Source organism: Desulfocurvibacter africanus subsp. africanus DSM 2603 (genome assembly GCF_000422545.1).
Lineage (GTDB): Bacteria > Desulfobacterota > Desulfovibrionia > Desulfovibrionales > Desulfovibrionaceae > Desulfocurvibacter > Desulfocurvibacter africanus.
Genome location: NZ_AULZ01000005.1, coordinates 36,638 through 61,769 on the forward strand (window position 1 = coordinate 36,638; position 25,132 = coordinate 61,769).

At 64.5% G+C, this 25,132-nt stretch carries 23 protein-coding genes; 14 read left to right on the forward strand and 9 right to left on the reverse strand.

The window, feature by feature from the left end:
- The 3 genes from H585_RS0104295 (at position 1) to H585_RS0104305 (ending at position 2,093) form a co-directional block, all read left to right on the forward strand.
- On the forward strand, positions 1–294 hold the full coding sequence (locus H585_RS0104295) for a PG0541 family transporter-associated protein (protein WP_027366896.1): 294 nt from the start codon (positions 1–3) through the stop codon (positions 292–294).
- Between the two features lie 73 nt (positions 295–367).
- Positions 368–1,294, forward strand: coding sequence for an ABC transporter ATP-binding protein (locus tag H585_RS0104300; RefSeq protein ID WP_014259469.1), 927 nt, complete (start codon positions 368–370; stop codon positions 1,292–1,294).
- A 19-nt stretch (positions 1,295–1,313) separates the two neighbouring features.
- Positions 1,314–2,093: an ABC transporter permease gene (locus tag H585_RS0104305; RefSeq protein ID WP_027366897.1), complete on the forward strand. Its 780-nt coding sequence runs from the start codon at positions 1,314–1,316 to the stop codon at positions 2,091–2,093.
- Between the two features lie 271 nt (positions 2,094–2,364).
- Here H585_RS0104305 and H585_RS0104310 read toward each other — a convergent pair whose 3' ends face one another.
- Entirely contained in the window at positions 2,365–3,624 is a 1,260-nt protein-coding gene (locus H585_RS0104310) for a CYP152 family fatty-acid peroxygenase CypC (RefSeq protein WP_027366898.1), read from the reverse strand.
- Between the two features lie 287 nt (positions 3,625–3,911).
- Here H585_RS0104310 and H585_RS23615 point away from each other — a divergent pair, with 287 nt between their 5' ends.
- From H585_RS23615 to aroL, 5 genes are all read left to right on the forward strand, one after another.
- A complete protein-coding gene (locus tag H585_RS23615; RefSeq protein WP_244432476.1) occupies positions 3,912–4,172 on the forward strand; it encodes a hypothetical protein in 261 nt (86 codons plus the stop codon).
- A complete protein-coding gene (locus H585_RS23620) occupies positions 4,072–4,878 on the forward strand; it encodes a radical SAM protein (protein WP_338042126.1) in 807 nt (268 codons plus the stop codon). The genes H585_RS23615 and H585_RS23620 overlap by 101 nt, the downstream gene beginning before the upstream one ends.
- Before the next feature lie 17 nt (positions 4,879–4,895).
- Entirely contained in the window at positions 4,896–5,129 is a 234-nt protein-coding gene (locus H585_RS0104325; protein ID WP_027366900.1) for a YgaP family membrane protein, read from the forward strand.
- A gap of 61 nt (positions 5,130–5,190) precedes the next feature.
- On the forward strand, positions 5,191–7,905 hold the full coding sequence (locus tag H585_RS0104330) for an AMP-binding protein (RefSeq protein ID WP_027366901.1): 2,715 nt from the start codon (positions 5,191–5,193) through the stop codon (positions 7,903–7,905).
- Positions 7,906–8,131: 226 nt separating this feature from the next.
- The gene (gene aroL / locus H585_RS0104335; protein WP_051182931.1) at positions 8,132–8,755 is read left to right on the forward strand and encodes a shikimate kinase AroL; all 624 of its coding nucleotides are present in this window, start codon (positions 8,132–8,134) and stop codon (positions 8,753–8,755) included.
- Positions 8,756–8,949: 194 nt separating this feature from the next.
- Here the strand turns inward: aroL and H585_RS0104340 are convergent, their stop codons facing one another.
- Both H585_RS0104340 and ald read right to left on the reverse strand, forming a co-directional pair.
- A complete protein-coding gene (locus H585_RS0104340) occupies positions 8,950–9,966 on the reverse strand; it encodes a glycosyltransferase (protein ID WP_027366903.1) in 1,017 nt (338 codons plus the stop codon).
- A 500-nt stretch (positions 9,967–10,466) separates the two neighbouring features.
- Positions 10,467–11,573: an alanine dehydrogenase gene (gene ald, locus H585_RS0104345; protein WP_014259461.1), complete on the reverse strand. Its 1,107-nt coding sequence runs from the start codon at positions 11,571–11,573 to the stop codon at positions 10,467–10,469.
- Positions 11,574–12,067: 494 nt separating this feature from the next.
- Here ald and H585_RS0104350 point away from each other — a divergent pair, with 494 nt between their 5' ends.
- The 4 genes from H585_RS0104350 to H585_RS20795 all read left to right on the forward strand — a co-directional run bounded on the left by H585_RS0104350 (position 12,068) and on the right by H585_RS20795 (position 16,159).
- A complete protein-coding gene (locus H585_RS0104350) occupies positions 12,068–13,285 on the forward strand; it encodes a cyclic nucleotide-binding domain-containing protein (protein WP_027366904.1) in 1,218 nt (405 codons plus the stop codon).
- Positions 13,286–13,288: 3 nt separating this feature from the next.
- On the forward strand, positions 13,289–14,113 hold the full coding sequence (locus H585_RS0104355; RefSeq protein WP_027366905.1) for a motility protein A: 825 nt from the start codon (positions 13,289–13,291) through the stop codon (positions 14,111–14,113).
- Positions 14,114–14,123: 10 nt separating this feature from the next.
- Positions 14,124–14,843 carry an OmpA/MotB family protein gene (locus tag H585_RS0104360; protein ID WP_027366906.1) on the forward strand — a complete coding sequence of 240 codons (720 nt, stop codon included), beginning with the start codon at positions 14,124–14,126 and terminating at the stop codon, positions 14,841–14,843.
- A gap of 509 nt (positions 14,844–15,352) precedes the next feature.
- Positions 15,353–16,159: a class I SAM-dependent methyltransferase gene (locus H585_RS20795; protein WP_051182933.1), complete on the forward strand. Its 807-nt coding sequence runs from the start codon at positions 15,353–15,355 to the stop codon at positions 16,157–16,159.
- Between the two features lie 306 nt (positions 16,160–16,465).
- Here the strand turns inward: H585_RS20795 and H585_RS0104370 are convergent, their stop codons facing one another.
- The 3 genes from H585_RS0104370 to pspA all read right to left on the reverse strand — a co-directional run bounded on the left by H585_RS0104370 (position 16,466) and on the right by pspA (position 17,853).
- Positions 16,466–16,852, reverse strand: a complete 387-nt coding sequence (locus H585_RS0104370; protein WP_274532698.1) for a PspC domain-containing protein — start codon at positions 16,850–16,852, stop codon at positions 16,466–16,468.
- 68 nt (positions 16,853–16,920) lie between these two features.
- Entirely contained in the window at positions 16,921–17,166 is a 246-nt protein-coding gene (locus tag H585_RS0104375; RefSeq protein ID WP_027366908.1) for a hypothetical protein, read from the reverse strand.
- A gap of 12 nt (positions 17,167–17,178) precedes the next feature.
- The gene (gene pspA / locus H585_RS0104380; RefSeq protein ID WP_014259455.1) at positions 17,179–17,853 is read right to left on the reverse strand and encodes a phage shock protein PspA; all 675 of its coding nucleotides are present in this window, start codon (positions 17,851–17,853) and stop codon (positions 17,179–17,181) included.
- A 194-nt stretch (positions 17,854–18,047) separates the two neighbouring features.
- On the opposite strand from pspA, the gene pspF reads away from it, so the two are divergent.
- Positions 18,048–19,109, forward strand: a complete 1,062-nt coding sequence (gene pspF, locus H585_RS0104385) for a phage shock protein operon transcriptional activator (protein ID WP_027366909.1) — start codon at positions 18,048–18,050, stop codon at positions 19,107–19,109.
- 42 nt (positions 19,110–19,151) lie between these two features.
- Here pspF and H585_RS0104390 read toward each other — a convergent pair whose 3' ends face one another.
- Together H585_RS0104390 and H585_RS0104395 are read right to left on the reverse strand one after the other, a co-directional pair.
- Positions 19,152–20,267, reverse strand: coding sequence for a DVU_1551 family NTP transferase (locus H585_RS0104390; protein ID WP_027366910.1), 1,116 nt, complete (start codon positions 20,265–20,267; stop codon positions 19,152–19,154).
- On the reverse strand, positions 20,260–21,339 hold the full coding sequence (locus H585_RS0104395) for an XdhC family aldehyde oxidoreductase maturation factor (protein WP_027366911.1): 1,080 nt from the start codon (positions 21,337–21,339) through the stop codon (positions 20,260–20,262). The genes H585_RS0104390 and H585_RS0104395 overlap by 8 nt, the downstream gene beginning before the upstream one ends.
- Before the next feature lie 389 nt (positions 21,340–21,728).
- On the opposite strand from H585_RS0104395, the gene H585_RS20800 reads away from it, so the two are divergent.
- Positions 21,729–23,060, forward strand: a complete 1,332-nt coding sequence (locus H585_RS20800) for a glycosyltransferase (protein ID WP_034627130.1) — start codon at positions 21,729–21,731, stop codon at positions 23,058–23,060.
- Here the strand turns inward: H585_RS20800 and H585_RS0104405 are convergent.
- Positions 23,008–25,128, reverse strand: a complete 2,121-nt coding sequence (locus H585_RS0104405) for an STT3 domain-containing protein (protein WP_027366912.1) — start codon at positions 25,126–25,128, stop codon at positions 23,008–23,010. The genes H585_RS20800 and H585_RS0104405 overlap by 53 nt on opposite strands.
- Positions 25,129–25,132 lie beyond the last annotated feature (4 nt).

Consider the following 25,132-nt stretch of genomic DNA (forward strand, 5'->3'; position numbering starts at 1 on the left):
ATGCCCAAGCTCGTGCACATCTTCCATCGTTTCGAGTTCAAGGAGGCCGTGGAGGCCATCCTGGACCGCCATGGGATCGACAGCTTCGTGCGCCTGCCAATGGCCGAGGGCCGCGACAAGGACGGCAAGCACCACGGCTCGCAAGTCTTTCCGGGCAACATGAGCCTCGTGCAGGCCCTGGTGGACGAGGAGCGCATCGATGGCCTGTTGGAGGAGCTGCGCCGTTTCAAGCAGTCCAGGCCGGCGCACGAGCATCTGCGCGTGACGGTGGTGACGGTGGAGCGGACTCTGTAGGTTTTGGCACATTCCGGCCCGCATGGACAAGCCGCCCCGGAAGTGGGATAGGATTGCCGAGGATGAAACGAGGATGACCCCAGATCCAGCGATCCCACCCATCATCGAGGCCACGGACCTGTGCAAGCGCTTCGGCGTGTTCACCGCCGTGGACGGCGTGTCCCTGCGCGTGGAGCGCGGCGAGTTCTTCGGCCTCTTGGGTCCCAACGGCGCGGGCAAGACCTCGGCCATTCGCATGATGTACGGCTTCTCGCCAATCACAAGCGGGAGCATGCGCGTCTTCGGCCTGGACATCCGCGACCACTGGCGCGAGATACGGGGCCGCCTGGGCGTGTGCCAGCAGGACAACACCCTGGACACGGACCTGACCGTGGAGGAGAACCTGCACCTATTCGCCGGCTACTTCGCCATCCCGCGCAAGGTGGCCCGCAAGCGCGCCGACGAGCTTTTGTCCTTCTTCGCCCTGGAGAAAAAACGCAAGGCCAAGGTCGGCGAGCTTTCCGGCGGCCTGGCCCGCCGGCTCATCCTGGCCCGCGCGCTCATCAACGACCCGGAGCTGGTCATCCTGGACGAGCCCACCACCGGCCTGGACCCGCAGTCGCGCCACCAGCTCTGGGACCGGCTGACGGACCTCAAGCGACGCGGGCTCACGCTCCTGCTCACCACACACTACATGGAGGAGGCCGCGCACCTCTGCGACCGGCTGGTCATCCTGGACCACGGCAAGATACTGGTGCAGGGCAGCCCGCAGGAGCTGGTGCGCAAGCACGCGGGCGACTCCATCATCGAGATCGGCAGCCCCGCGCCCGAACTGCGCGCCTTCCTGCGCGAGCGGAACATCAACCACGACGACCTGGGCGAGCGCGCCATCGTCTACGACGGCGACCCGGCCCTGGGCGAGCACATCCGCCAGACCTACTGCATGGAGCGCTGCATCTTCCGCACGGCGACCCTGGAGGACGTGTTCCTGCGCCTCACCGGCAGGGAGCTGCGCGAGTGACCGTCAGGGAGCTGTACGCATGACCGGCAACCTTTCCTTGCGCCTGTTCCGCGTCTGGTGGCGCAACCTGGTGGTCTACAAACGCATTTGGCAGGTCAACTTCCTGGTGCCGCTGCTGGAGCCCGCCTTCTACATCCTGGCCTTCGGCCTGGGTTTCAGCGGCATGATCGGCAACGTGGAGTACGCAGGCCTGTCCCTGACCTACACCGAGTTCATCGCCCCGGCCCTGGTCGCCACGGCCGTCATGTACAACAGCTTCTTCGAGACCACCTACACGTCCTTCGTGCGCATGTATTACCAGAAGACCTTCGACGCCATGCTGGCCACCCCGCTCTCGCTGGAGGAGGTCATCACGGCCGAGATCGTCTGGAGCGCCTCCAAGGCCGCGGCCGCCGTGGCCATCATGCTGCTGGTGCTCATGCCGCTCGGCTACGTGGCCTTCCCGTCGGGACTTCTGCTCATTCCTCTGGCCTTTCTGGGCGGCCTGGCCTTCGGGTCCATCGGCATGTTCTTCACAGGCATCACGCCGAGCATCGACATGTTCAACCTGCCCACGTTCCTGTTCATCACGCCCATGTTCCTTTTTTCGGGCACCTTCTTCCCCATCTCGGGCCTGCCGGGCTGGGCCCAGGCCGCATCCCTGGCCTTTCCGCTCTATCATCTGGTCGAGCTGTGCCGCCTGTTGTCCCTGCGCGCCTCCGAGTCCAACGCCCTGATCAACCTGGTCTACCTGCTGGGCTTCACGCTCCTGTTCGGCTTGCTCGGCCTGCGCACCATGCGCCGACGGCTGATAAGGTAAGAGTAAGATATAAGAGCTGGGAAGGGCGTTGCCCTCCCCAGACCCCACCCACCAGGGCGGAACGCCGCCCTGGACCCGCGATGTTTGCGAAGAATGCCGGCAAAGCCCGGCATTCTTCGTTTGTATCATCGACTCATACGCGAAACCTTCGGATTGGAGTCGGCGCGGAGCGCGTCACACTGAAAAATGCGGGGTCCAGGGGGATCATCCCCCTGGTGGGTGAGGGTTCGGGAGAGGGCAAAGCCCTCTCCCGATTGGTCTGCGGGATATACTACACTATCACCTCTCGCGGCCGCACGTCGGCGATGACGAAGCCGCTTTGAGGCATGGTCGGCATGCGGGTCATGCTGACCGTCAGGTCCTGTTGCGGGACGATGTAATCCATGGACATGACCAGGAGGCGCACGGCCTCCTTCATCAACTCAATGGTAATCCATTCCCCTGGGCAGCGATGGTTCTCGTAGTGGTCGCCGCCGCCCTGGGAGATGAAGTTGAAGGGGCTTCCGTCCCAGGTGAGGAAGCGCTCCGGCCGGAACGTCTCCGGATCGTCCCAGGCCCTCGGGTCGTGGTCCGTGCCGTAGAGGTCCAGGAGCGCCCTGGCTCCTTCCGGAAAATGGTAGCCCTGCCAATCGAAGGGTTTGCTCACGCGCGCGGCGACAAAGGGGAAGAAGGGATAGAAACGCCGGACCTCCTGGACGAACAGCTCCAGCTCCCGGTCTTTTTGCCGGGCAAGCCTGCGCCGCCAGTCGGGATACTCATACAGGGCCAGGGCCGCGAAAGTGATGAAGCGCGCCACTGCCACGGTGGGCCGCAGGACGTTGATCAGCTCCACCGCCGCGATGCGCGTCTTAAGCAGCTCGCCGTCGAGCTCCCGGTGGAATGCGACCGTGCGCAGCGCGCTGCCCTCGGGAGGATTCAGCCTGCCGGCGCGCACGGCCTCGATAATCCCGCCGATCCACCCCTCGGCCCGCTTGCGGGACAGCCTGCCCTTCCAGTGCCGCGGCCCGATCGCGCCCGAGTCCTCGATCATGGCCGCGAAGTCCTGCGTGCGTTTGCGGACCTCGGACTCCTTCAACGGAACGCCGGTCCAGGCGCACACGGCCCGACACAGGATATCCCTGGCCGCATCGAGTAGCACGACACGGCCTTTCTCGGCCCACTCGGGCAGGGCGGCACGCCACTCGTCGGACATGAGGCGCACCAGGCGGGCGATGGATTCCGAGGACATGAGCGACATGAACATGGCCTTGCGGTGCCGGTGCGCCTCGCCGTCCATGCCCTGCACGCCGCCCTGGCCGAACAGGGTCTTCCGCAGCCGCAGAGGGGCGCCGCCCTTGCGCTGAAAATAGCGTTGGTCGTAAAAGACCTGGGCCGCCTCCGGCCCGCGCATGCAGACGGTCTTCTGGAGCATGAGCCGCGTCTGGAAAACGTCGCTGCCCAGGCGCTCGCAGCGCTTACCGATGAACTCGTACCCGTCGCGGAACAACGCCAGCGTGCTCTCCGGCAGCTTGTCGCGGGGAATTGTCGGCATGGATTCGATGACCTCCGGCTTGAAGTGGCCACGCGAACCAAGGGGAAACCCTGCCCTGCTTGGGATTGGCGGCGTGGAGCTTGGACGTTTCCGCCTTCAAGCATATGCAAGCCTGGGGATCACGGACAAGGATAATCGGGCTTCCCGGGTGGCAATCATTATGTCCGCGCGGGCCAGCGCAGGCGTAAAACCTCGCTCCCGACTGGAGATGGGGGAAAATCCGGGATTTGTGTCGCGCCGCGCACCCGTGGTAAACTTATTTTTAATGAAATTAGGGGAGGTAGTTCATGGCCAGCACGCCTAGATACCTGAGTCTCTTCGGCAGCGGCGAGCTTGCGCGGCGAGCCGAGCAAGCCGTCGCCCGCCTGTCCGAATGCCGCATGTGCCCGCGCGACTGCGCCGTGGACCGCCTGCATGGCGAGCTGGGTGTATGCCGCACGGGCCGCCATGCCCAGGTGGCCAGTTGGAATCTGCACTTCGGCGAAGAGGCTCCGCTGGTGGGCAAAATGGGCTCGGGGCACCATCTTTTTCGCCCAGTGCAACCTTAACTGCGTCTTCTGCCAGAACTGGGACATCAGCCATCCGGACGAGGCCTTCCCGGAGGCCGGCCCCGAGCGCCTCGCGCAGATTATGCTGGATTTGCAGGCCGAAGGCGCGGCCAACATCAATTTCGTTTCGCCCTCGCACGTCGTGGCCCAGATTCTGGAGGCCCTGCCCATAGCCGTGGAGCGCGGCCTGGCCGTGCCGCTGGTCTACAATTCCGGCGGCTACGACAGTCTGGAGACTCTGCGCCTGCTGGACGGCGTGGTGGACATCTACATGCCCGACGCCAAGTTCTGGGACCCGCAAGTGGCCAGGAAACTCTGCGGGGCCAAGGATTATCCCGAGCGCGCCCGCGAAGCCATCGCCGAGATGCACCGCCAGGTGGGCGACCTGCGCCTGGACGGCACGGGAATGGCTCGCGAGGGGCTGCTCGTGCGCCATTTGGTCATGCCCGAAGGGCTGGCCGGCACGGTCGAATGGATGCGTTTCATCGCCGGATTGTCCAGGAATACCTATGTCAACGTCATGGAGCAGTACCGGACATGCGGCAAGGCCTGCGCAATGCCCGGCATCGACCGCGCGGTGAGCGCGCAGGAGTGCCGCGAAGCCAGACAGATGGCTCTGGATGCTGGCCTCACGCGCTTGGACGAACGTTGCGGCGACGCGGCCAAGAAGCTCCTGGAGCGGCTCATGAACATCGAGGGAGGATAACTGGCAAAGGAGGCCACGTGCAGATTCCCAAGCTGGAGGACACATACAGGCTGCGCTGCAACGTGGGCCGGACCGAGGCCCTGCTGCGCGTCTTCACGGGACTTGCCATTCTCGGAGCCGGCGTCTATTTCCAGAGCTGGGTGGGGCTTATCGGGCTGGTGCCGCTGCTGACCGGACTCCTCAAGTGGTGCCCGCTGTACCGCCTGCTCGGGGTGAGCACATGCACTTCCCGCAGTAAATGGAACAGGTAGCCTCGCCTTTTCTTTTGCATACCATACAAAGCGTCAGGGCAGGACCCTGAGGGGCGGGAGCATGGACGAACAGCGCACCCTGGTCGGCAAGCTTGCGGCCATGGCCGATCGCGGGGACAAGCCGGCGATCATTGCCTTTGGCGAAAAGGATGCCGAGACCATCAGCTTCGCGGAGCTCGACGCGCGCACCGGTCGCGTGGCCGCGGCCCTGTCGGCGCGCGGGTTGGGCAGGCAAGCCGTGGTGGCCTTCATGGCCGAACCCTCGCCGGCCTTCATGACCGCTGCCCTGGGCGTGCTCCGGGCAGGCCTGGTGGTCTGCCCCATGGACGCGCAGCTCTCGGGCCAAGCCCTGGAGCATGTGCTGCAGGACAGCGGCGCGGTGCTGGTCTTCGCGGATCGGGAGCGCGCGGAAAAACTCCGCGCCCACGGCAAGACCCCGGAAATCGTGCTGCTCGACGCACCCGCGAGCGAGCCCAGGTCCCTGGCCGCGCTGACGGCCAAGGCAGCGGACCGGGATGTGCCGCCTTTCGCCCCCGCCGATTCGGATAACGTAGCCGCGCTCTTTTACACCTCGGGCACAACAGGCCGGCCCAAGGGCGTGCCCCTGACGCACGGCAACGTCTCCGCTCAGTTGCAGGCCCTGGTGGACATGCGCCTGTTCAACGACGAAGACCGCATGCTCACACCCCTGCCGATGCACCACGTCTATCCGTTCGTGCTCGGCTTTTTCTTTCCGCTCAGCTTCGGCATGCCGGTCATCCTGCCCTACGGCTTGACCGGCCCCGAGCTCGTGCGCGCCATGAGCCAGGGTCAAGTCTCGGTTATCGCCGGCGTGCCCAGGCTGTACAAGGCCCTGGTGGACGGCATCGAGGCCAAGGTCAAAGCCTCCGGAGCGCTCGCCCGCATGATCTTCGGTCTCCTGCTCGGCCTGTCCATGAAAGTATATAAGCGCACCGGCATACGCCTCGGCAAACTCCTGTTCGGCTCCCTGAACCGCCGCCTCGGCGGCAGGGTGCGCTTCCTGGCTTCGGGCGGCTCACTGCTGGACCCGGAACTCGGCTGGAAGCTGGAAGGCCTGGGCCTGCCCGTGGCCATCGGCTATGGTCTGACCGAGACCTCGCCGTTGCTGGCCTCCAAACAGCTCGACTCACGCGAGATGGACAGCGTCGGCGTGCCTCTGCCGGGCGTGGAGCTGCGTATCGGCAAGCCTCCCCGGGCGTTGGGCGGCGACGAGGAAGCCCGCGCATGTGCGGGCGGCGAGATTCAAGCTCGCGGCCCCGGCGTGTTCAAGGGCTACCTGCACCTGCCGGACAAGACCGCCGAGGCCTTCACCGAGGATGGCTGGTTTCGCACCGGCGACCTGGGTTGCATTGACGACAAGGGCATCCTGCGCCTCACGGGCCGCGCCTCCACGCTCATCGTGACCCAGGGCGGCGAGAACGTGCAGCCCGACGAAGTCGAGGAGGCCTGCGAGAGCCACGAGTACATCCGCGAGTGCGGCGTGGTGGAGCGCGGCGGCAGCCTGGCCGCCCTGGTGGTGCCGGACCTGAACGCCCTGCGCAAGGCCGGCGAGGGCGACCTGCGCGAAGCGGTGCGCCGCGCCCTGGCCGAGATCGGCAAGCGGTTGCCCTCCTACAAGCGGCTAGCGGACTTCGCCATCACCCGCGAACCCCTGCCGCGCACCCGCCTGGGCAAGATCCGCCGGCACATCCTGGAGCAGCTCTTCGACCGCGCCAAGAGCGGCGACGCCGAGGCCATCGGCCCGGCAGGCCCCATGGACGTCTCGGACATGGGACCCGACGATCAGCGACTGCTGGAGAACGACGCTGCGCGCACGGTCTGGCTGTGGCTGGCCGAGCGCTTCCCCGATCGCCGGCTGACTCCGGACACGAGCCCGTCCATGGACCTGGGCATTGACTCCCTTGAGTGGCTCAACGTGACCATGGTCATCCGCGAGCGCACGGGCGTGGACCTGTCCGAGGAAGCCATCGGCCGCATCGAAAACGTGCGCGACCTGCTGTCCGAGGTACGCGGCCACGCCAGCCAGGAGCAGGCCGGTCCTGTCGCCGACCCCATCGAGCAGCCCCTGGAGGTGCTCAGCGACACGCAGAAGCGTTGGCTCAAGCCCCTGCCCAAGTCCAAACGGATACTGGCGCTGCTCATGTCCCTGTTCGTCAAGACCGTCTTCTACGGATTCTTCCGCATGCGGGTCAGCGGCCGGGAAAACGTTCCCACCAAGGGTCCGTTCGTCATCGCGCCCAACCACGAGAGCTTCCTGGACGCCTTCGCAGTCGCGGCCGCGCTGGGCTACCGCCGCTCGCGGCTCCTGTACTGGGCGGGCTGGACCGGCATCGCCTTCCGCAACAAGTTCTTCCGCTTCGTCAGCCGCCTGGGCCAGGCCGTGCCCATCGACCCGACCTCCGGCATCCGCGCCAGCTTGGCCTTTGCCGCCGCGGTCCTGTCCAGGGGCGATTCGCTGGGCTGGTTCCCCGAGGGCCGGCGCACGCGCGACGGATACCTGCAATCCTTCAAGCCCGGCCTGGGCATGGTCCTGGCGCGCTACCCGGCCACGGTGGTGCCAGTGGCCATCAACGGAGCCTACGAGGCCATGCCGCCGAACAAAGCCTTTCCACGCCTGTTCACACCCATCAGCCTGACCTTCGGCAAGCCCATGACGCCTCGGGAACTCATGGCCCGCGGCAAGGGCAATACCGAGGCCGAGCGCATGATGGACGGCCTGCGTCAGGTGGTGAAGGAGCTGGGCAATCTGGAGTAGGCCGTGAGAGTTTCGATGCAGATTAACTGAGAGAGGGCTTTGCCCTCTCTCAGACTCTCACCCACCAGGGAGCAACGGCTCCCTGGACCCCGCATTCTACGGGCTGCTACAAAACAGTTTGCTAGTTACCATGCGGGGTCCAGGGGAATGATTCCCCTGGTGGGTGGGGTTTGGGGAGGGCAAAGCCCTTCCCAACTCTTAGAATGTCTCGCCAGGAGGTGCGGCCATGAAGCCCAAGGATTTCATCAACAAGAAAGCAGAGGTACAGGACGCCGACAAGGTTTCCGTTTACGACTACAGCAACTTCGTTCGACCCAGCCCCGATGCCCGGCCAGCGAACCTCTTCCTAGTGGGCTTGCGCGGCAGCGGCAAGAGCACCCTGGGCCGGGCGGCGGCCGAAAAGGCCGGCATGACCTTCGTGGACACGGACCTGCTGATCGAGGAGAAGGCCGGCAAGTCCATCGCGGCCATCGTCTCGGAAGGCGGTTGGGAGGCTTTCCGGGACCTGGAGAGCCAGGCTTTGGCCGAGGTCTGCGGCCGCACGGGGCAGATCGTGGCCACGGGCGGCGGCATGGTCCTGCGCGCCGAGAACCGCCAGCGCATGCGCGAATGCGGCAAGACGCTCTACCTCATGGCCGACGTGCCCCTGCTGGCCGCGCGGCTGGCCAACGACCCGGACCTGGCCCGCAGGCCGGCCCTGAGCGACAGCCCCATGGTGGAAGAGCTGCGGCGCACCCTGGCCGAGCGCGAACCGCTATACATGGAAGTCATGGACGGCCTGCTGCAGGCCCGCAAGTCCCTGAACGAGCTGGTGGAAGACATAATGGAGCGCCTGCCGCTGATGGCATGAAGCGATGCGAAGACTTTGTCGGACAGGTCGCTGTCGACAAATCAGGCCAGGAGAAACGCTAGATCATGGGCCTGGGCGTCGATGGTAATGACGGAGGGCTGGACCACCAGCTGGCAGCCTGCAAGCCAAGGAGCTAACTGCTGATAATCAGGAGATGCCAGGTTCGGCTTCCTGATTGGTGTGACGACTCAGTGCTATTGTTTGACCAATTGACCAGCTACCCGCTTCATGAGGGCATCCAGTTCAGCCAGTTCAGGGAAGTCGGGCAGTTTGGGGCGGTTTGCGAGGTAGAGCCCGTGGGCCTGGGCAAGCCGGCCCCTCTCCGTGAGCAGCATGATTTGTTCGCTCAACTTGCAGGACGCGGACAGAAGACACTCTTCCAACTCGCATTTAAAGGCGATGATGGCTTGAGCGAGCTCACCCCGTTCGAAGCTGCCCAGCACCTTGTCCCGAATTGCGTTGCACTCACCGAAATCCCTGCTTTTCAGGTAAGCGGGCACATAGCTCATGCGGAGCCGGGCCAATTCCTTGTATGCCCCCTCCTGGTTGGACAAAGCCGCTTCTTCACGCCAGTAGAGTCCCGTGAAGTGTGGGATGTTCCGCAGCACATGCTTTCGACCAAGGCGGAGCCAAAAGTCCTGGTCGCCTACGGATTTGAAGGACTCGTCAAACAAACCGACCGGGCCATGAACTTTCTTGCGCCACATGGGATGCGGACCCACGGAGCACCTGACCAGCAGGTCGAAGTAGCTGAAGGGAGGCCACTGCCAGGCTGGCCCTTCATCTCCCACGCTGGGAGAAAAACTCTCAAAGGTCTGGTGCGGCAGGTCGGTCAGGTGCGTATCGCCGTACACCAAGTCCACGTCCGGATGCTCGTCCAGATAGCGGCTCAGGACCTCGTAGGCGTCGGGGGCGAGGCGGTCGTTGGTGCTGAAGGGCGTCAAATATTTGCCCCGCGCGGCCTTGATAGCCACGTTCCAGGCTGCGTAAATGCCGATGCGTTCGGGCGTGCGAATGTAGTTGATGCGCGGAAAGCGCTCCTGATAGCGCGCCACGATCTCTCCCTCGCCCTGGGGCGAGCAGGCGTCCACCACCACGATTTCAAGCTGGTCGGCGGCAGTCTGGCCCACGAGGTCGTCCAGGCACTCGGCCATGAACTCCTCGGAAGCGTATGTGGAGACTATGGTGGATATTTTCACTTCATCTGGCATAGGGGCACTTCTCTCTGCCTGACGGTTATCAACATAGTTGGTAAAGAATGGCAGCTTCGCATTTCGCTGATGGCCGCAGACTGCTCCGATCAGTTTGTCGCTGGTGGTAAAAAGCAAACGGTATGCCACTTAATGTGATTGGATCGGGGTAGTGCCAAGCACAGAAGGTTCTTCAACACTATTCGGCACACGGAGAGGGCGACGGCGATCACGCTTACTCCGCGCGACCTTCGCCGGACGGGCCAAGATCTCTTATCAAATTATTTCAGGCTATTCCAGGCGAGGCAAGAGAGCGAATATCAGGAGTGTTCTACCGCATTGATACAGTAGCTGAGGGCCTCCTCGGCGACAGTACCCACGCTACTGCCCGCCAATTTTGTCCGAAGTTGCGGCGACCGTCCGGAATGTCACGGTTAAACCGAGTCATCCGGTCGGTCGCCGCACTTTTTATGAAAGACACTGGCTCTAGGCTTCACTCAGCCAAGAGCTCAGCAAGAGCGTTAATTCAACACCACTCCCGGCGTCACCGAGGCCATGCCAAAGGCCTCGCCCACGCCCGGGCAGGTCAGTTGCTTCTGGTATGTATTGAGGCCCAGGGCCAGGCTCTTGTCAGCGCGCAGGGCGTCGATGCCCTTGGCGGCCAGTTTGAGGGCGTAGGGCAGGGTCTGGTTGGCCAAGGCGAAGGTGGAGGTGCGGGGCACGGCGCCGGGCATGTTGGCCACACCGTAATGCAGCACGCCGTCCACCATGTAGGTCGGGTCCGCATGGGTAGTGGGCTTGATGGTCTCCACGCAGCCGCCCTGGTCCACGGCCACGTCCACGATGACCGAACCCTCGCGCATGGTCGAAAGCATGTTGCGCGTGACGAGCCTGGGGGCTTTGGCGCCCGGGATGAGCACAGCGCCAATGACCAGATCCGCGGTCTTGACTATCTCGCGGACGTTGGGTTCGGTGGAGGTCATGGTCATGATGCGGCCGCCGAACACGTCGTCCAGGTACTGCAGGCGGCCGTGGCTCACGTCGAGCACGGTCACGCGCGCGCCCAGGCCCATGGCCATCTTGGCGGCGTTGGTGCCCACGATGCCGCCGCCCAGCACGACCACGTGGCCGGGCATGACTCCGGGCACGCCGCCGAGCAGGATGCCGCGACCGCCCTGAGGCTTTTCCAGATACTTGGCGCCTTCCTGGGTGGCCATGCGGCCTGCGACCTCGCTCATGGGCGTGAGCAGTGGCAGCGCGCCGCCCGGGAGCTGCACGGTCTCGTAGGCGATGCCCGTGGTGCCCGATGTGAGCATGGCCTTGGTCAGGGCCTCGTCGGCGGCCAGGTGCAGGTAGGTAAACAGGATGAGCTCGGGGCGCAGGAAGCGGAACTCCTCGGTCAGAGGCTCCTTGACCTTGATGACCATCTGGCAGGACCAGGCGTCCTCGGCCGAGACGAGCCTGGCTCCGGCGGCCTGGTACTCCTCGTCCGTCAGGCCGCTGCCCAGGCCGGCGCCACGCTCCACCAGGACTTCATTCCCACGGCGGACAAGAGAGTCGACTCCACCGGGAGTCATGGCCACTCTATTTTCCAGGGTCTTAATCTCTTTTGGAATTCCTATGCGCATACAGCTCCTCCGAAGGTGAAGTTGGCGGCTGTCGAGCTTGGCAGCACCAGATGAATAGCCGATGGACGGCTCTAGCAGCCCCAGGGCGCAGGGTCAACAGCCTGGGATTGCACGCGCTTGCACAGCAGGGCTGACACCTTTTCGCTTACGAATATTTTACTGTTGCCTCGCATTACGCTTTACAACATAATCGATTGAAAGCCTGTTTCGGATTTCAAGCTGCATTGCGTGCAGCGGCCTCCAGCCTAGCAAAGAGCTTTGGAGCGCACGCGCCGTCTAAAGCATGCGCTCTGCCCGTCCGATAAGATCGGATACAGTCCATCGCATTACTGACAGGGCCGGGTGAAGGCGAACGTCTTGCGCTTGTTTCCGGTCGAGACGGCTCCGAAGGAATTGCATACGGAGTCAGCGAACGCCCATGCGCCGGCCCAAGTCTCGCTGCCCTCCGGTGGCGCGCCCCGGCCCAGGAATCCATGGATGGAATGAGGAACGGCATGGCCGACGCAACTAGCAGCAAGAATATCATCTTCCACAAGAATCAGATCGTCCTGCGGGAAGGCCAGTCCAACCCTACGGCCTACATGGTCAAGCGTGGCTCCGTGACCATCTACCGCATCGTGAACAACCGGCGGGTGGTCCTGGGCGTTATCAAGCCCGGCCAGTTCTTCGGCGAGGCCTCGTTGCTCACGGGTGAGCCTTTCCACGCCAATGCCGAGGCCGACGACTACACCGAGCTCATCCCCTTCGACGCGCCGCTGCTGCACGGGCTGCTGCTCAAGAGCCCCGTGCCGCTGCAGCGCCTGCTGCGCCATCTCCTGGAGCGGGTAAAGGTGCTGGAAAAGGCCATCCAGGATCAGCCCACCAACAACCGCGTGCTCGGCGTATGCCAGGTCCTGCACCTCCTGCACCTGGCTTCGGAGCAGGGCCAGCCCAAGAAGCGCAGCAACGCGGACCCCGTGGAGTTCAGCTCCACGGACACCCACAGGGCCATCCGCAACATCCTGCTCATCTCGCAGCTGGAGCTGGAGCTTATCCTGGAGCGTTTGGCCAAGCTCGGGCTCATCGCCATCTCCGACGTTAAGCAATCCCGATACGAGAAAAACATCTTCGGCGAGCTCCAAAAGACGGGCGAGCAGGTGCGCGACCGCATGATCAGCCTGTGCAACCCGCAGACCTTCCTGTCCACGGCGCGTAATCTCGCGGTCAGCGACCCCGATCCCAACTCGCCCTTCACCAAGGAACTCGAGTACATCGACATCCACGCCTTCGCCCAGCTCGTGGACGCAAGCCCGGAGATGGTCTACCGCAAGATCGGCAACCAGGAAGTGCCCGAGGAGCTGTTCTTCCTCTGCAAGACACAGGCGCAAGCCTGGGCGCGGGAAATGGGCGAGAACTTCTTCAAGAAGATCAAGCGCAAGCGCCTCAAGCTCGAAGAGCTGGAAACCGTGGACGACATCGTCATGGTGGACGACACCACCCTGCAGGAGGCCTTCCCGCTACTCGGGTTCCACAAGTTGGGAATTCTTTACTCCGCCGCCCAGCCCGAGACTCGCGACAAAATCCTGGCCAACCTCTCGCGCAAGATGGCCAAGGTCATCCATGACGAGGGCCGCGACAAAAAATTTTCCGACACCGAAGTGGCCGACGTGGAGCACGAGCTCATGGAGCTCATCAAGCAGCGCAAGGGCCAAAGCCCTGGCAAGGGAGCCTAAGGCGTGAACATCGCGACGATCCTCGGCATCCTGTCCGGCGCCGTGGTGCTCGGCTGGGCGACCTACCACTCCACCAGCGACCCCATGGTCTTCGTGAACTATCCGGGCCTTGCCATCGTGCTCGGCGGCATCGCCGCTGCTACGTTCATCTGCTACCCCCTCAAGGAGGTCATGCGCGTCTTCCAGGTCTTCCTGCTGGCCTTGCGGCGGGAGGAGCTGCCCATCGGCGCGTACATCGACGAGATCGTCAAGATCGCCCGGACGGCTTCGGCGCGCGGCAAGGTGCACCTGGAAAACTCCCTGCCCGGCATCGAGAACCAGTTCATGCGCCACGCCGTGCAGATGCTCGTGGACGGCTACAGCCGTGAGGAGATCAAGGAGATCCTGGATACGCGCATCGAGCAGGGCTACGAGCAGGAAATGTCCTCGGCTTCCATCTATCGCACCATGGCCAAGCTCGCGCCGGCCTTCGGCATCATCGGCACGCTCATCGGCCTTATCGGCATGCTCCAGTCCCTGCAGAACAACATGGCCAGCCTGGGGCCGTCCATGGCCGTGGCCCTGACCACGACGCTGTACGGCGCTCTGCTGGCCTATGTGCTCTTCCTGCCCATCGCCATCAAGGTCGAGAAGCGCATCGAGGAACGCGTCGTCCTCATGCAGGTCATCCGCGACGGAATTCTGTTCATCCATGACAAGACTCCGGCGTCCATCGTGCTAGACAAACTCAAGGCCTACCTGCCTCCCCGACGCTGGAAATCCATTCAAGCCGGCAGACAGCCCAGGCAGATCGAGCAGACCGGCCCGGCCGTGTCGAAAAGCCGGTAGGCCAAGCGCCATGGCGGTGCGAAGCCCGTTGGAGAAACTGCGCAGGCGCAGGATGGATCAGGAAGGAGGAGAGGACTGGCACCTCTCCCTGGCCGACATGATGACCTTGCTGCTGTGCTTTTTCGTGCTGCTGGCCTCCATCTCCCAGGTGGACTACACCCTCTTCGACGAAATCGCCGGTTCCATGCAGACGGCCCTGAAACCGTCCGAGGCCCGCAAGTCGGGTCTGCGCGAGGCTGTTACCCGCGAGTTGGACAGGCAGGCCACCCTGGAGCACATCATAAGCGACCTGCAACAACGCTTTCGCGGCGAGGCCGCCGAGCACGTCCAATTTCAGCTGCGGCCCGGCGCCGTGGCCATCAACCTGCACGGCCCGGCCTTTTTCGACTCGGGCAGCGCCGAGCTGACCCCGGACGCCGTGCGCATGCTGCGCAAGATCGGCGTCGTGCTGGTGGGCGTGCCCTACCACCTGACCGTGGAAGGCCACACGGACAACGTGCCCATCCAGACCGGGGCCTTTGATTCCAACTGGGAACTCTCGGCCCTGCGGGCCACGCGCGTGGCCCGCTTCCTCATCAGCCAGGGCGTGCGGCCCGACAACATGAAAATCGTGGGTCTGGCCGACACCCGGCCCCTGCTGCCCAACAACGACGCCAGCGGAGCCGCCCTGCCCGAGAACCAGACACGCAACCGCCGCGTGGTCATTCTTGTGGCTCCGGAAGGGAACTAGGGCATTTCGCACAAGAGCCAGGAAGGGCTTTGCCCTTCCCGGACCCATCCCACCAGGGGCGGAAGCGTCCCTGGACCCGCGCATTTCGTTTGCAGAGTGCCATAGCCAAACAGGACGAAATTGGGCGGGGTCCTTCACCGGACCCACGGCGAGCGCCCAACCCCAAGGCCATGCTCGCCCTCTCCGGCGACTCAGACCATGCCCGGCAGTATGCGACCGATCCCTAGCTCCCCGCTCGTGTGAATTGACTCTCGGTTCACGGCAACCAGCCCATCAGATTTTTGGCGAATTGCCTAAAGGTCCGAGCCGACTTCCGCAAAACCAAGAGACTCCCTGGCCAGGACCACTTCCTGATCCACCTTCGGTCCTGAAGAGCTGCGCAACTATTTCTTCCTGGCGATACCCAGACCGACCTCCCTGTGCTAATCCCCTGATGCAAGACTCCCTTGGATGCGCGGCCGTATGCATGGCAGCGCGGGCATGATCGAGCAATGGAGGTATGATCCGCGATGACTGAAGGGGTTCACCAGCGCGCCAGGCAGGTCGTGCGCTCATGGCTGGAGAGCGTCTCGGGCCGAACCGTTCACGGGCGCTCACGTCACTCGGACTTCGGGCGCAAGGCTTACGAACTCTGCAAGGGCAAGGGGCTGGAGATCGGCGCCCTGCACAACCCCTTCGACCTTGACGCCGAGGTCGTTTATTTGGACCAGCGCAAGACGGCCGAGCTACGCGCGCATTTTAAAAAGCACCCCAGGGTGCGGCGCATTTCGCAGATACAGCTCGTGTGGAAGGGCGATGCCTATCCTTTCATCGATGACAACGCCTTCGACTTCGTCGTGAACAGCCATGTCCTTGAGCATGTCTGCAATCCGGGCCGGGTCATCCAGGAGTGGCTGCGCATCGTCCGGCCGGGCGGCATCGTGTACATGGTCGTGCCCGACAAGAATCACTGCTTCGACAGGCGCCGTGAGATCACCAGCCTCGAACACCTCATCCAGGATTACGAGGCGGACACCAAACTCATCGAGCTTGCGCACTACCGCGACTACATCTTCAATACCGCGGGCGAGGCCGAGGTCACGCACGAGGCGAGCGAGGAGTTCGCCCAGAAGTGCTTCAAAGGCCAGACGAGCGTCCATGCGCACACCTTCACTGCCCGAAGCCTAGACGAATTCCTGCGCGCACTGGCCAAGCGTGTTCCCTTCGAGCTTGCCCTGTGCGAACAGCAACGCTCAGCGCCGCTGCACATCCATTGCGCCCTGCGCAAGGTAGGCCAGCCCGGGGTTCAAGCGCCTAATAGAGCATTTTGCTTTTGAAAATGCCCTGCAAGCCGTGCGTCGGCATGGCTTGCCGCCACGCGTAGGCGCAGGCGCAATTCACTTGCGCCGTTAACGCCGGAGCGGGCGTCTTAAAGGCAATCTGCTTTAAGTAAGCTGAGCGCCGAACGAGGATGCCCCCGGCTGAGGTCCAGGACAAGGATCAGCACTCCAGGCTTTCACCTTTCCAATTCCACGGCAGACGTCAAAGAGCCAGAAAACGAAAATAGCCACCAGGGGAATCAAACCTCTGGTGGCTCGAGTCAGGGGAGGGCAAAGACCTTCCCTGCTCTTTGGCGAACGACTTCAACCCCGGCGCAAACGGCGATCCCAGTCGGCCTCGCGGGCCGAGCGCGAGGTTACGAGGTCCTCGATGCGCCGGATGCGGCCATCCACGCGCTCGTAGCGCTCGCGCAGGCTGCTCGTGGCGCGGGCCGGGTCGCGGGTGTACAAGTCGTACAGCTCCTGTTCATGCATATCGGCCGGCGGCAGGGCCGGTTCCGGCTTCATGAGCAGGGCGGCCAGGAAGTACAGGCCCACCAGTGGCCATAGACCCGTGAAGAGCATGCCGAGTATGAAGATCATGCGCACGACGAAGGCCGAGGTGCCCAGGTAGTTGGCTAAGCCCTTGCACACGCCGAGCAGAATGCCATTGCGCGAGCGATAGGGCCGCCGAGAGCCGCCAGAATTAATAAACCTACGATGATTGCAACCATGGCCTTGGCGTCGGTGGCCACACATGGACCGATTCATATTCAGCCTCATGGCCGTCGTGCCTCCTTGTCCTCCAGGAGGATGGTCTCCAGGGCGTCCAGGCGACTCTCCAGGCGCTCCAGGCCCTGATGCAGCTCCTGCACTTGGCGGGCCTCGTCGCTTCCATTACGCAAGCGGCTGCCGCCAAAGATGATCTTGAGCGCCGCCAGGATGAAGAAGCCGACGATGATGACCACAATGACCTTGGCGCCGGCGGCCACGGTGGTGGCCAGGAAAAAGAAGAACTCCTCCATGGGACTCCGCCTTTACTCTCCGGTTTTTTCGGGCGACTGGCCGGACTTGAGGCGGGCCAGCTCACGCTCGATGTCCTCGTCATGCTCCAGACGCGCGTACTCCTGCTCCAGGCTGGGCTTGCCGGGGCGTGCGGCCAGTTCGGCCTCGGCCTCCATGCGCTCGATGCGGTTCTCGATGTGGTCAAAGCGCAGCATGGCCGAGGCGGAGTCGTAGCGACGCAGGTTCTCGTAGGCCTGCTTGCGCGTCCTGGCGCGCATGTGCCTGGCCACCAGGCTGCGCTGCTTGTCCATGGCCGCGGCCAGCTTCTCCTCCAGCTTGGAGATATCCTCTTGGTATTGTGCCACATGCTCGTCGGCCATGGCCAGCTCGGCCTTGAGGCTGTCGGCGCGCTCGGCGAAACGGCGCTTCTCGATCAGGGCCTCGCGGGCCAGATCGTCGCGTCCCTTTTCCACGGCCAGTCTGGCGCGGACTTCCCAGGAGTCGAGCTTGGTCTGCACGTCCTCGAATTCCCGGCCGATCTTCTTGCTTGCGGCCATGGCCTGGGCGCAGGAGGCCTTGACCTCCACCAGGGTCTCTTCCATCTCCTGGATCATAAGCCGGATGAGCTTTTCGGGCTCCTCGGCGCGGTCCAGGATGGAGTTGATATTGGAGTTGATGATGTCCCGCACGCGGGTGAAAATGCCCATGACGTCCTCCCAAATAGCTTAATGGTCATTGTCGCCAAACCTGCGGGGAGTAAAGCACTTAGCATGCCTATGGCCGTCGGGATAAGCTTTCCAAGGAGATACGCGCTTGGCCTTCCTTGACGAAGGCCTCCTGCGAGGCTATTTCCGCCACATGTTGGCAAACCACACCACAATAAACCTGAGGGCGGCTTGCCATGGCGCGTGACTCCAATTCCTATGCGCCCTCCTACCAGGAGGCTCTGGGCAGTTCCGAGGCGTTCCTGCACTGCCAGGAGCGCTTGTCCCTGGCGGCCAAGGTCAACCGGCCACTGCTCATCATCGGCGAGCGTGGCACGGGCAAGGAGCTGGCCGCGCGCAAGGTGCACTATTTGTCCCCGCGCTGGCGGCAGCCGCTGGTCACACTCAACTGCGCGGCGCTTGCGCCTACGCTCATCGAGTCCGAGCTGTTCGGCCACGAGGCCGGAGCCTTCACCGGCGCGCAGGGTCGGCGAGCGGGCCGTTTCGAGGAAGCCCACGATTCCACGCTGTTCCTGGACGAGATCGGCGCCATTCCGCTGGAGGCGCAGGAGAAGATCCTGCGCGTGGTGGAATACGGGACTTTCGAGCGCGTGGGCGGTTCGCGCACGGTGGAGGTGGATGTGCGCATCGTGGCCGCCACCAACGCCGATCTGCCGGCCCTGGCCGAAGCCGGGCGCTTCAAGCGCGACCTGCTGGACCGGCTGGCCTTCGAGGTCATCCACATCCCGCCCCTGCGCGAGCGCGGCGAGGACGTGCTCTTGCTGGCGCGGCATTTCGCTGGACGTATGGCCGCGGAACTGAGCCTGGGTCAGTCCCCGCGCTTCTCGCGCCAAGCCGAGCGGGCGCTACTGGCTCATGGCTGGCCGGGCAACGTGCGCGAGCTCAAGAACGTGGTGGAGCGCTCCCTGTTCCGCGCCGACAGGCCGCTCATCCGTGATGTCGCCCTTTCGCCCTTCGAGGACTGCGGTATTTTCATGATGGGCCGGGATTCGCAGCCGGATGCCAGCGCCCGTGAATCCTCGACGCAAACCCTGCACGATCTCAGTCAGCCGTCATCCGCATTGCCGGATTCCGGCGTGTCCTTCCACCAGGTCGTGCGCGAGTTCGAGCTGTCGCTCGTGCGTCGCGCCCTGGCCGCCGCGCGCCATAATCAGCGCAAGGCAGCCGATCTGCTCGGCTTGAGCTACGACCAGTTTCGCGGTTTGTACCGCAAGTTCATCAAGGAATTGGCTGAGTAAGGCAGGAGGTTAAGAGCCGAGTAGGGTCTGGATTCCGCCCGGCTAGCCCCAGAGTTGCTCGAGACTGCGGCCCATGGCGGCCTCCATGCGCTTTTGCATGCGCAGGGCGCGGGCCATGCGGCCCCTGATGGCCGCAGCCGCCTCGGGGTCGTGGCCGTGCAGCCTTAGCTTGGCCTCGAAGCGCTCCTCCACGCTCACCAATTGCTGCCCCTTGGCCAGCTTGTCGGCCAGGTAGACTATTTCGCGCTCGGTGAGCGGTGCGTCGGCGGGCAGGTCGATGTCGCGGTGCGCCTCCACGATGCCCGCCACCCTGGGAAACCCCAACTGATCGAGGATGCGTCCGCCCTCCCGCTCGTGGCTGGGCAAGCCCTTGGCCACGTCGTGCAGCAGGGCGGCTGCGGTGACGAGCCGCGCATCGGGCGCGGGTTCGTATCCGGCCCGCAGGAGCGCGCCGGCCATGGCCGAGGCGAAGCGTTCCACGGCGCGGCAGTGCGCCAGGCCGCGTTCGTTGACGTTCGGCCTGAGAGCGAGCAGCGTTTCGCACTCCTCGCGGTCAGGATAATCGAGGTAATCAAGCCGTTCGGCCAAGGCCGTCGCGTCCTGGTCCGTGTCCATGTCCAGCAGGATATGGCTGTCGGACACCGGGATATCCAAGGCGCGCTGCTCATTACGCGCCAAAAGCCCCATCAGCCCACCTTCACCACCCCAGGCCAGGATGTCGGCCTGCAGATCCGCCGGAAGCAGCGGCGGATGGCCGCGTTCGCCCCGGTAGGTGAGATGGAGGATGCGCTCGGGATTATCGGCATGCCGATCGAGGAGCAGCCGCACGGTACCGGGCCGCACCAGGGGGATGTCCACGGGCAGCAGCAGGAATGGCGCTCCTGGCGAAAGGCTGCGTACACCGGCCTGGATCGAAGAGAACATGCCCTCGCGGTACTCGGGATTGTCGATCACCCGCGCGCCAGCCGCAACGGCCTCGGCTCGCGTCTCGGCCACGCGATGGCCGGTGACCACGCGCACGTCCTTCACCCCGGCAGCGTGGAACAGGTCTATTGTACGCACCAGCGAGCTGCGGCCGCCCAGATCGAGCAGCGGCTTGAAGCCCGTCATGCGCGAGGAGATCCCGGCGGCCAGCACGATTGCGACGACATCAGCCACGACGAGGTCCTCCGGCCCTGTGCAGGATCATCTCGGCCACGACGCTGACCCCGATTTCCTCGGGCGTCTGCGCGCCGATGTCCAGGCCGATGGGGCAATGCACGCGCGCGAAGTCATGCGGGCCGAAGCCCTTTTCCCCTAGTTTGCGGTAGGTCGCTTCGCGCTTGGCGCGGCTGCCGATCATGCCTATGTAGCCGGCGGCGGTGCGCAGCGTCTGCTCCAGGACATCGGCGTCGTGGCGGTGCCCCCTGGTCACGATGACCACATAGCTGGTGTCAGTCATGGGTTCGCGGGCAAGTTCGGGCAGTCCAAAGACATTGGCGAAGGAGGGCGGCGCAAGCAGCAGTTCGGCTTGAGGAAAGAGTTCCCTGCTGGCGAACTCGGGCCGATCGTCCAGCACCGCGATGCGGAAACCCGCGATGTGGGCCACATGCGCGATCTTCTGCGCCACGTGGCCGCCGCCGAACAGGTAGACCGTCTCCCTCGGCCGGTAATGCTCGACCAGCCAGTCCGCGCCCGGCTGTCGCACCAGGCTCCAGGGCTCCCAGCCGGCTTCCCGCAGCACGCCTTCCAGCTCCTGCTCCCCGGCGCACGAGCCCTGGCGCAACGCCGGCTGGCCCGCGTGCTCCGGGGCCCGCAGGCAACGGGCGATCTCCACGCCGTTTTCGTCCTCGCTCGCGCGCAGCATGGTCAGCAGCGTGAAGGGCCGCCGATCCTGGCGGCAGGTCTGCGCGGCCTGCAGCACCGGCAGCAGCTTCGCCGGGTCGATAATAGGCTCGATGAGCGCTTCAAGCCTGCCGCCGCAGATCATGTCCATGCCCTGGTCGCGCCCGCCGGTCAGATCGAAGGAGGCGCGCGCGGACCGGCCAGTGCGCAGGCTTGCACGCGCCATGTCCATGGCCATGGCCTCGACTTGACCGCCGCCGATGGTCCCGGCGATGGAGCCGTCCGCGAACACGAGCATGCGCGCTCCCGCCGTGCGCGGCGTGGAGCCGTCCTGATGCAGAATGGTCACATGGGCCAAGGACTCGCCTCGCCCGAGGCGGTCCAACATGATATCCAGCAGGTCCATGGGTCGTTTCCTCGCTTATGCCTTGAAGTGCATAATTCATAATTCCCTTCACCCTTCTTTTGCAACCATTCCCGCGTCTTCGGAAAGCACGGCCAGGGAAGGCCATCTCTGCCCGATTACGGCCCGCCATGCTGGCAAAAAGCCCTGATCCTGCTATCCTGCGGCATTCCGGGGGGATTGGCCTTGCACCCGGCCACACTGTTACAAGACGACAAAGAACGAGGGGGGCCGGGGTAAATCATTTCCCCCGGTCGGGGTCCAGGGGTGAAACCCCTGGCCGCCGGAGGCATATTGTACGTATCCCATGGCGCCGGGACAGGAAGCCTCCGGCGGCCAAAGGGGCCGCGCCCCTTTGGAATCCCTTTTTTGAAAACGAAGCGGGGGCGGTCATGCGCGTGCTTCATCTGGGCAAATACTATCCTCCCGCCTTGGGGGGCATGGAAACCTTCCTGCGCGACCTGGCCACGGCCCAGGTCGTGCAAGGCTTGGAAGTGCGCGTGCTGGCCCATGCCGAGCGGCCCTGGCGGCTGGGCAATCGGGAGGTCGCGGAGGGTGTGGATGTGCGGCGCGCGGCCATTCTGGGGCGATTGGCCTTCGCGCCCCTTGCGCCAGGGTATCCCATGGCCTTGGCCGGTCTGCTGGCCGACTTCCGGCCCCAGGTAATTCATGCGCATCTGCCCAACACGAGTGCCTTTGCCCTGTTGGGCCTGTCGGCCCTGCCCGAGGCCATACGGCCCGCCCTGGTACTGCACTGGCATTCGGACGTGGTCACGGACGGCAGCCGCAGCCTGGCCAGACTCTACCCCCTGTACCGCGTCTTCGAGCAGGCCCTGTTGCGTCGGGCCGACGCCGTTGTGGCCACATCCGAGCCCTATCTGCAGGCCAGCGACTCCCTGGCCGCGCACCGAGCCAAGTGCCGGGTGATCTCACTTGGGCTGGACCCGCTCAGGCTGCCTCAACCGTCGCCAAGCGAGATCGCCGCCGCCCGGGCGCGCACTCTAAAGCACTTTGCAAAAGAAATGAGGGTCCAGGGAAATCATTTCCCTGGCGGGAAAGAGTCTGAGAGAGGACCGAGCCGGTCTGGCAGGCAGTGCCCTCTCCCGGCTCAAATGCAAAGTGCTCTAGGCAATGACGGTTTCCTCGTCTTGGCGGCGGGCCGCTTCAGCCACTACAAGGGTTTCGAGGTGCTGGTGCGCGCGGCGGGGTTGCTGCCCGAACGAGCGCGCGTGGTTATCGCGGGTGACGGACCGCTTCGCCGGGACCTGCTGCGCCTGGCCAAAGAACTTGGCGTCGAGGATCGCGTGCGCATGCCCGGCAGCCTGCCCGAAGCGCATTTGCACGCGCTCATGGCCGGCTGCGACTGCTTCTGCCTGCCCTCGATAGCGCGAGCCGAGGCCTTCGGGCTGGTGTTGGCCGAGGCCATGCGCTTTGGCCGCCCGCTGATCTCCTCGCGGCTGACCGGCTCGGGCATGAGCGTGCTCAACGAAGAAGGGATTACCGGCCTGGCCTTCGAGCCCGGCAATGCGCTGGAGCTGGCTTCAGCGGTGCACAGACTCATGGCCGATGCGGACTTGCGCGAGCGTCTGGGACAAGCCGGCAGGAAACGTTTCGACACGCAGCTGCACATCGCTCCCGTGTCCGCGCGGATGACGGAGCTTTACCGCGAGCTTACTGCACGAGCCAGACGCCGCCCACGAAGGGGTGGTAAGCCAGCTGCTTGAATTCCTGGAAGCCCTTGGGATCTCCATATAAAAGCTGGCCGGCCACGCTGTCGTACATGGGCCGGACCAACAGCGTCAGATAGGGCGAGCCCGCCACGCGCAGGGCCACCATGCCCTCGGCGGAAGCCCCCTGGGAATGCTCCAGGCCATTTCGGCTCACCTCCACCACCATGGACAGGGGCAGGATGCCCTGGCCGATTTGCATGGTTCCTCGGCCTTTGTCGATGGTGGCCATGGCCATCGGCACAAGCGTGGTTTCCGGCGGTGTTTTCGCCTGCGACTCGCTGAACAGACTGCCGTAATAGTACCACCAGCCCTTGTAGATAATGTCCACCGTGAGATAGATGAACACGGGCTTACGCATGGCCGGAAACAGATAAGGCTTCCATTGGCCCGGATCGAGGCCAGCGGCGGTCAGCATCTTCTCGGTCTGTTCCGGGTCGGCGAAAACCGCGCGCAGGAGCTCGGCGGCCTGTCGCGGTCCGCCAAGCCGCTGCGCCAGGCGGCGGAAGCCCTCCACGTCGTGCGCGGCCACGAAGCGCATCCAGCGTGCGGCCAGGGCCGGATCATTGGAGGCCAAGGGCAGCGAGGCCAGGAAGATGCGCTCCGGATCCTGGGAGCCGCCGTCGATCAACGTAGGCACCTTTGCGAAGTACTGCAGAAAATAGCCCTGGTCCCACCAGTTCCAGAACAGGCCGGAGCTGGAGCCGGCCGAACCGACGCTCATGGCCAGGGCTGCCTGCGCGGTATTGAAGGCGGGATGCACAGGCCGGGTCAGGCTGGCCCAGACTCCGGGCGCGGCCAATGTCATGGCCAGCAGCCCGGCCAGGGCCAGGCGCATTGCCGGGCGGAGCCGGGCGATTCCGGGCCTGGCGGCGAGGGTGCCTGCCAGCAGGGACAGACCCAGAGCATAGGCCGGCACCAGGAAGATGACGAAACGCTGGGCAAAGCCAGCCAACGCACCCAGGAGAACAAATGGCAGGATAAGCATCAGCGCCGCCCAGTCGCGCCGAAGCGCGGCCAGGGCCAGACCCGCAAGGGATGCCGCGAGCGGAAGCCAGCCTCCCGCCAGATCCTGAGGCAAACGGCTGATCTCCAGGGGCGTCAGCTCGGAGATGGACTGCCCCACTTCGGCGAATGCGCCGCTGCTTTGTTTGGTGATGAGACCCAGGTGGGCCAGGGCCGAATCTCCCAGGGACGTAAAGCCGGCCAGAGCCTGGGGCAGGTGACGGTGCAGGCCCAAGCCCAGGAAGCCCAGGCCAGCGGCCAGCAGAAGCAGCAGCCCGAGCTTGGCCAGCCGTTCGGTCCTGGATGCCGGAGCCATGAAACTGAGGCCGTAGGCCAAGCAGAACAGCGGCAGGGCCAGCAGGCCGACGCTGGGCCACCACAGGGCCAAGCCGACTATCCCGGCGGCGCACAGCAGCAGTTGTGCCGCACGGACGCGCCACGATCCGGGCGGCTGTTCAGGCTCGTTCTGTACCTGCCGGCTCCGGGCGCTCCAATAGCCCCAAGGGCCAAAGGCGAACCCGGTCAACCCCAACGCGGCCAGGACGGGAAAGAACAAATTGAGCGGATCGGTGTCGAACCAGCCCAGGGAGCAACGCACGAACCAGAACGGGCTGGCTGCCCCGGCCAAGCCCGCCGCAAGACCTCCCCATGGCCCGGCCACGGCCCAGCCGGCCAGAGCCAGGGCCAAACTCGACAGCACGGCCAGGGCTGGCGGCAGGTAAAAGGCAAGCTCGCGCATGGGGATGGATAGGGTCTTGTGCAGCGCGGAGGCCAGGGCGCTCACGGGCGGAACATGTTCCGGCCGTTTAATCTGGCCGGGCCGCAGCTCATCCCTGTCGCGGTACTCGCCGCTCGCGTGCTCCTCGGCCAGGCGCAAATAGTAATAGCCATCGGCCGTGGTCAGCAGCGGCTGTCCGGCCACGAAGGTCGAGCCGCGCTGATTCGTCCAGTCCGGCAGGCGCGCCAGGTGCAGCCCCAGCGTCCAGGCCGCCGTGACGATCAGCACCAGGAGCAGGATCGAAAAGCGTCCTTCCGTGCCGTGCGCGTTGTTCGAAGCCATGGCC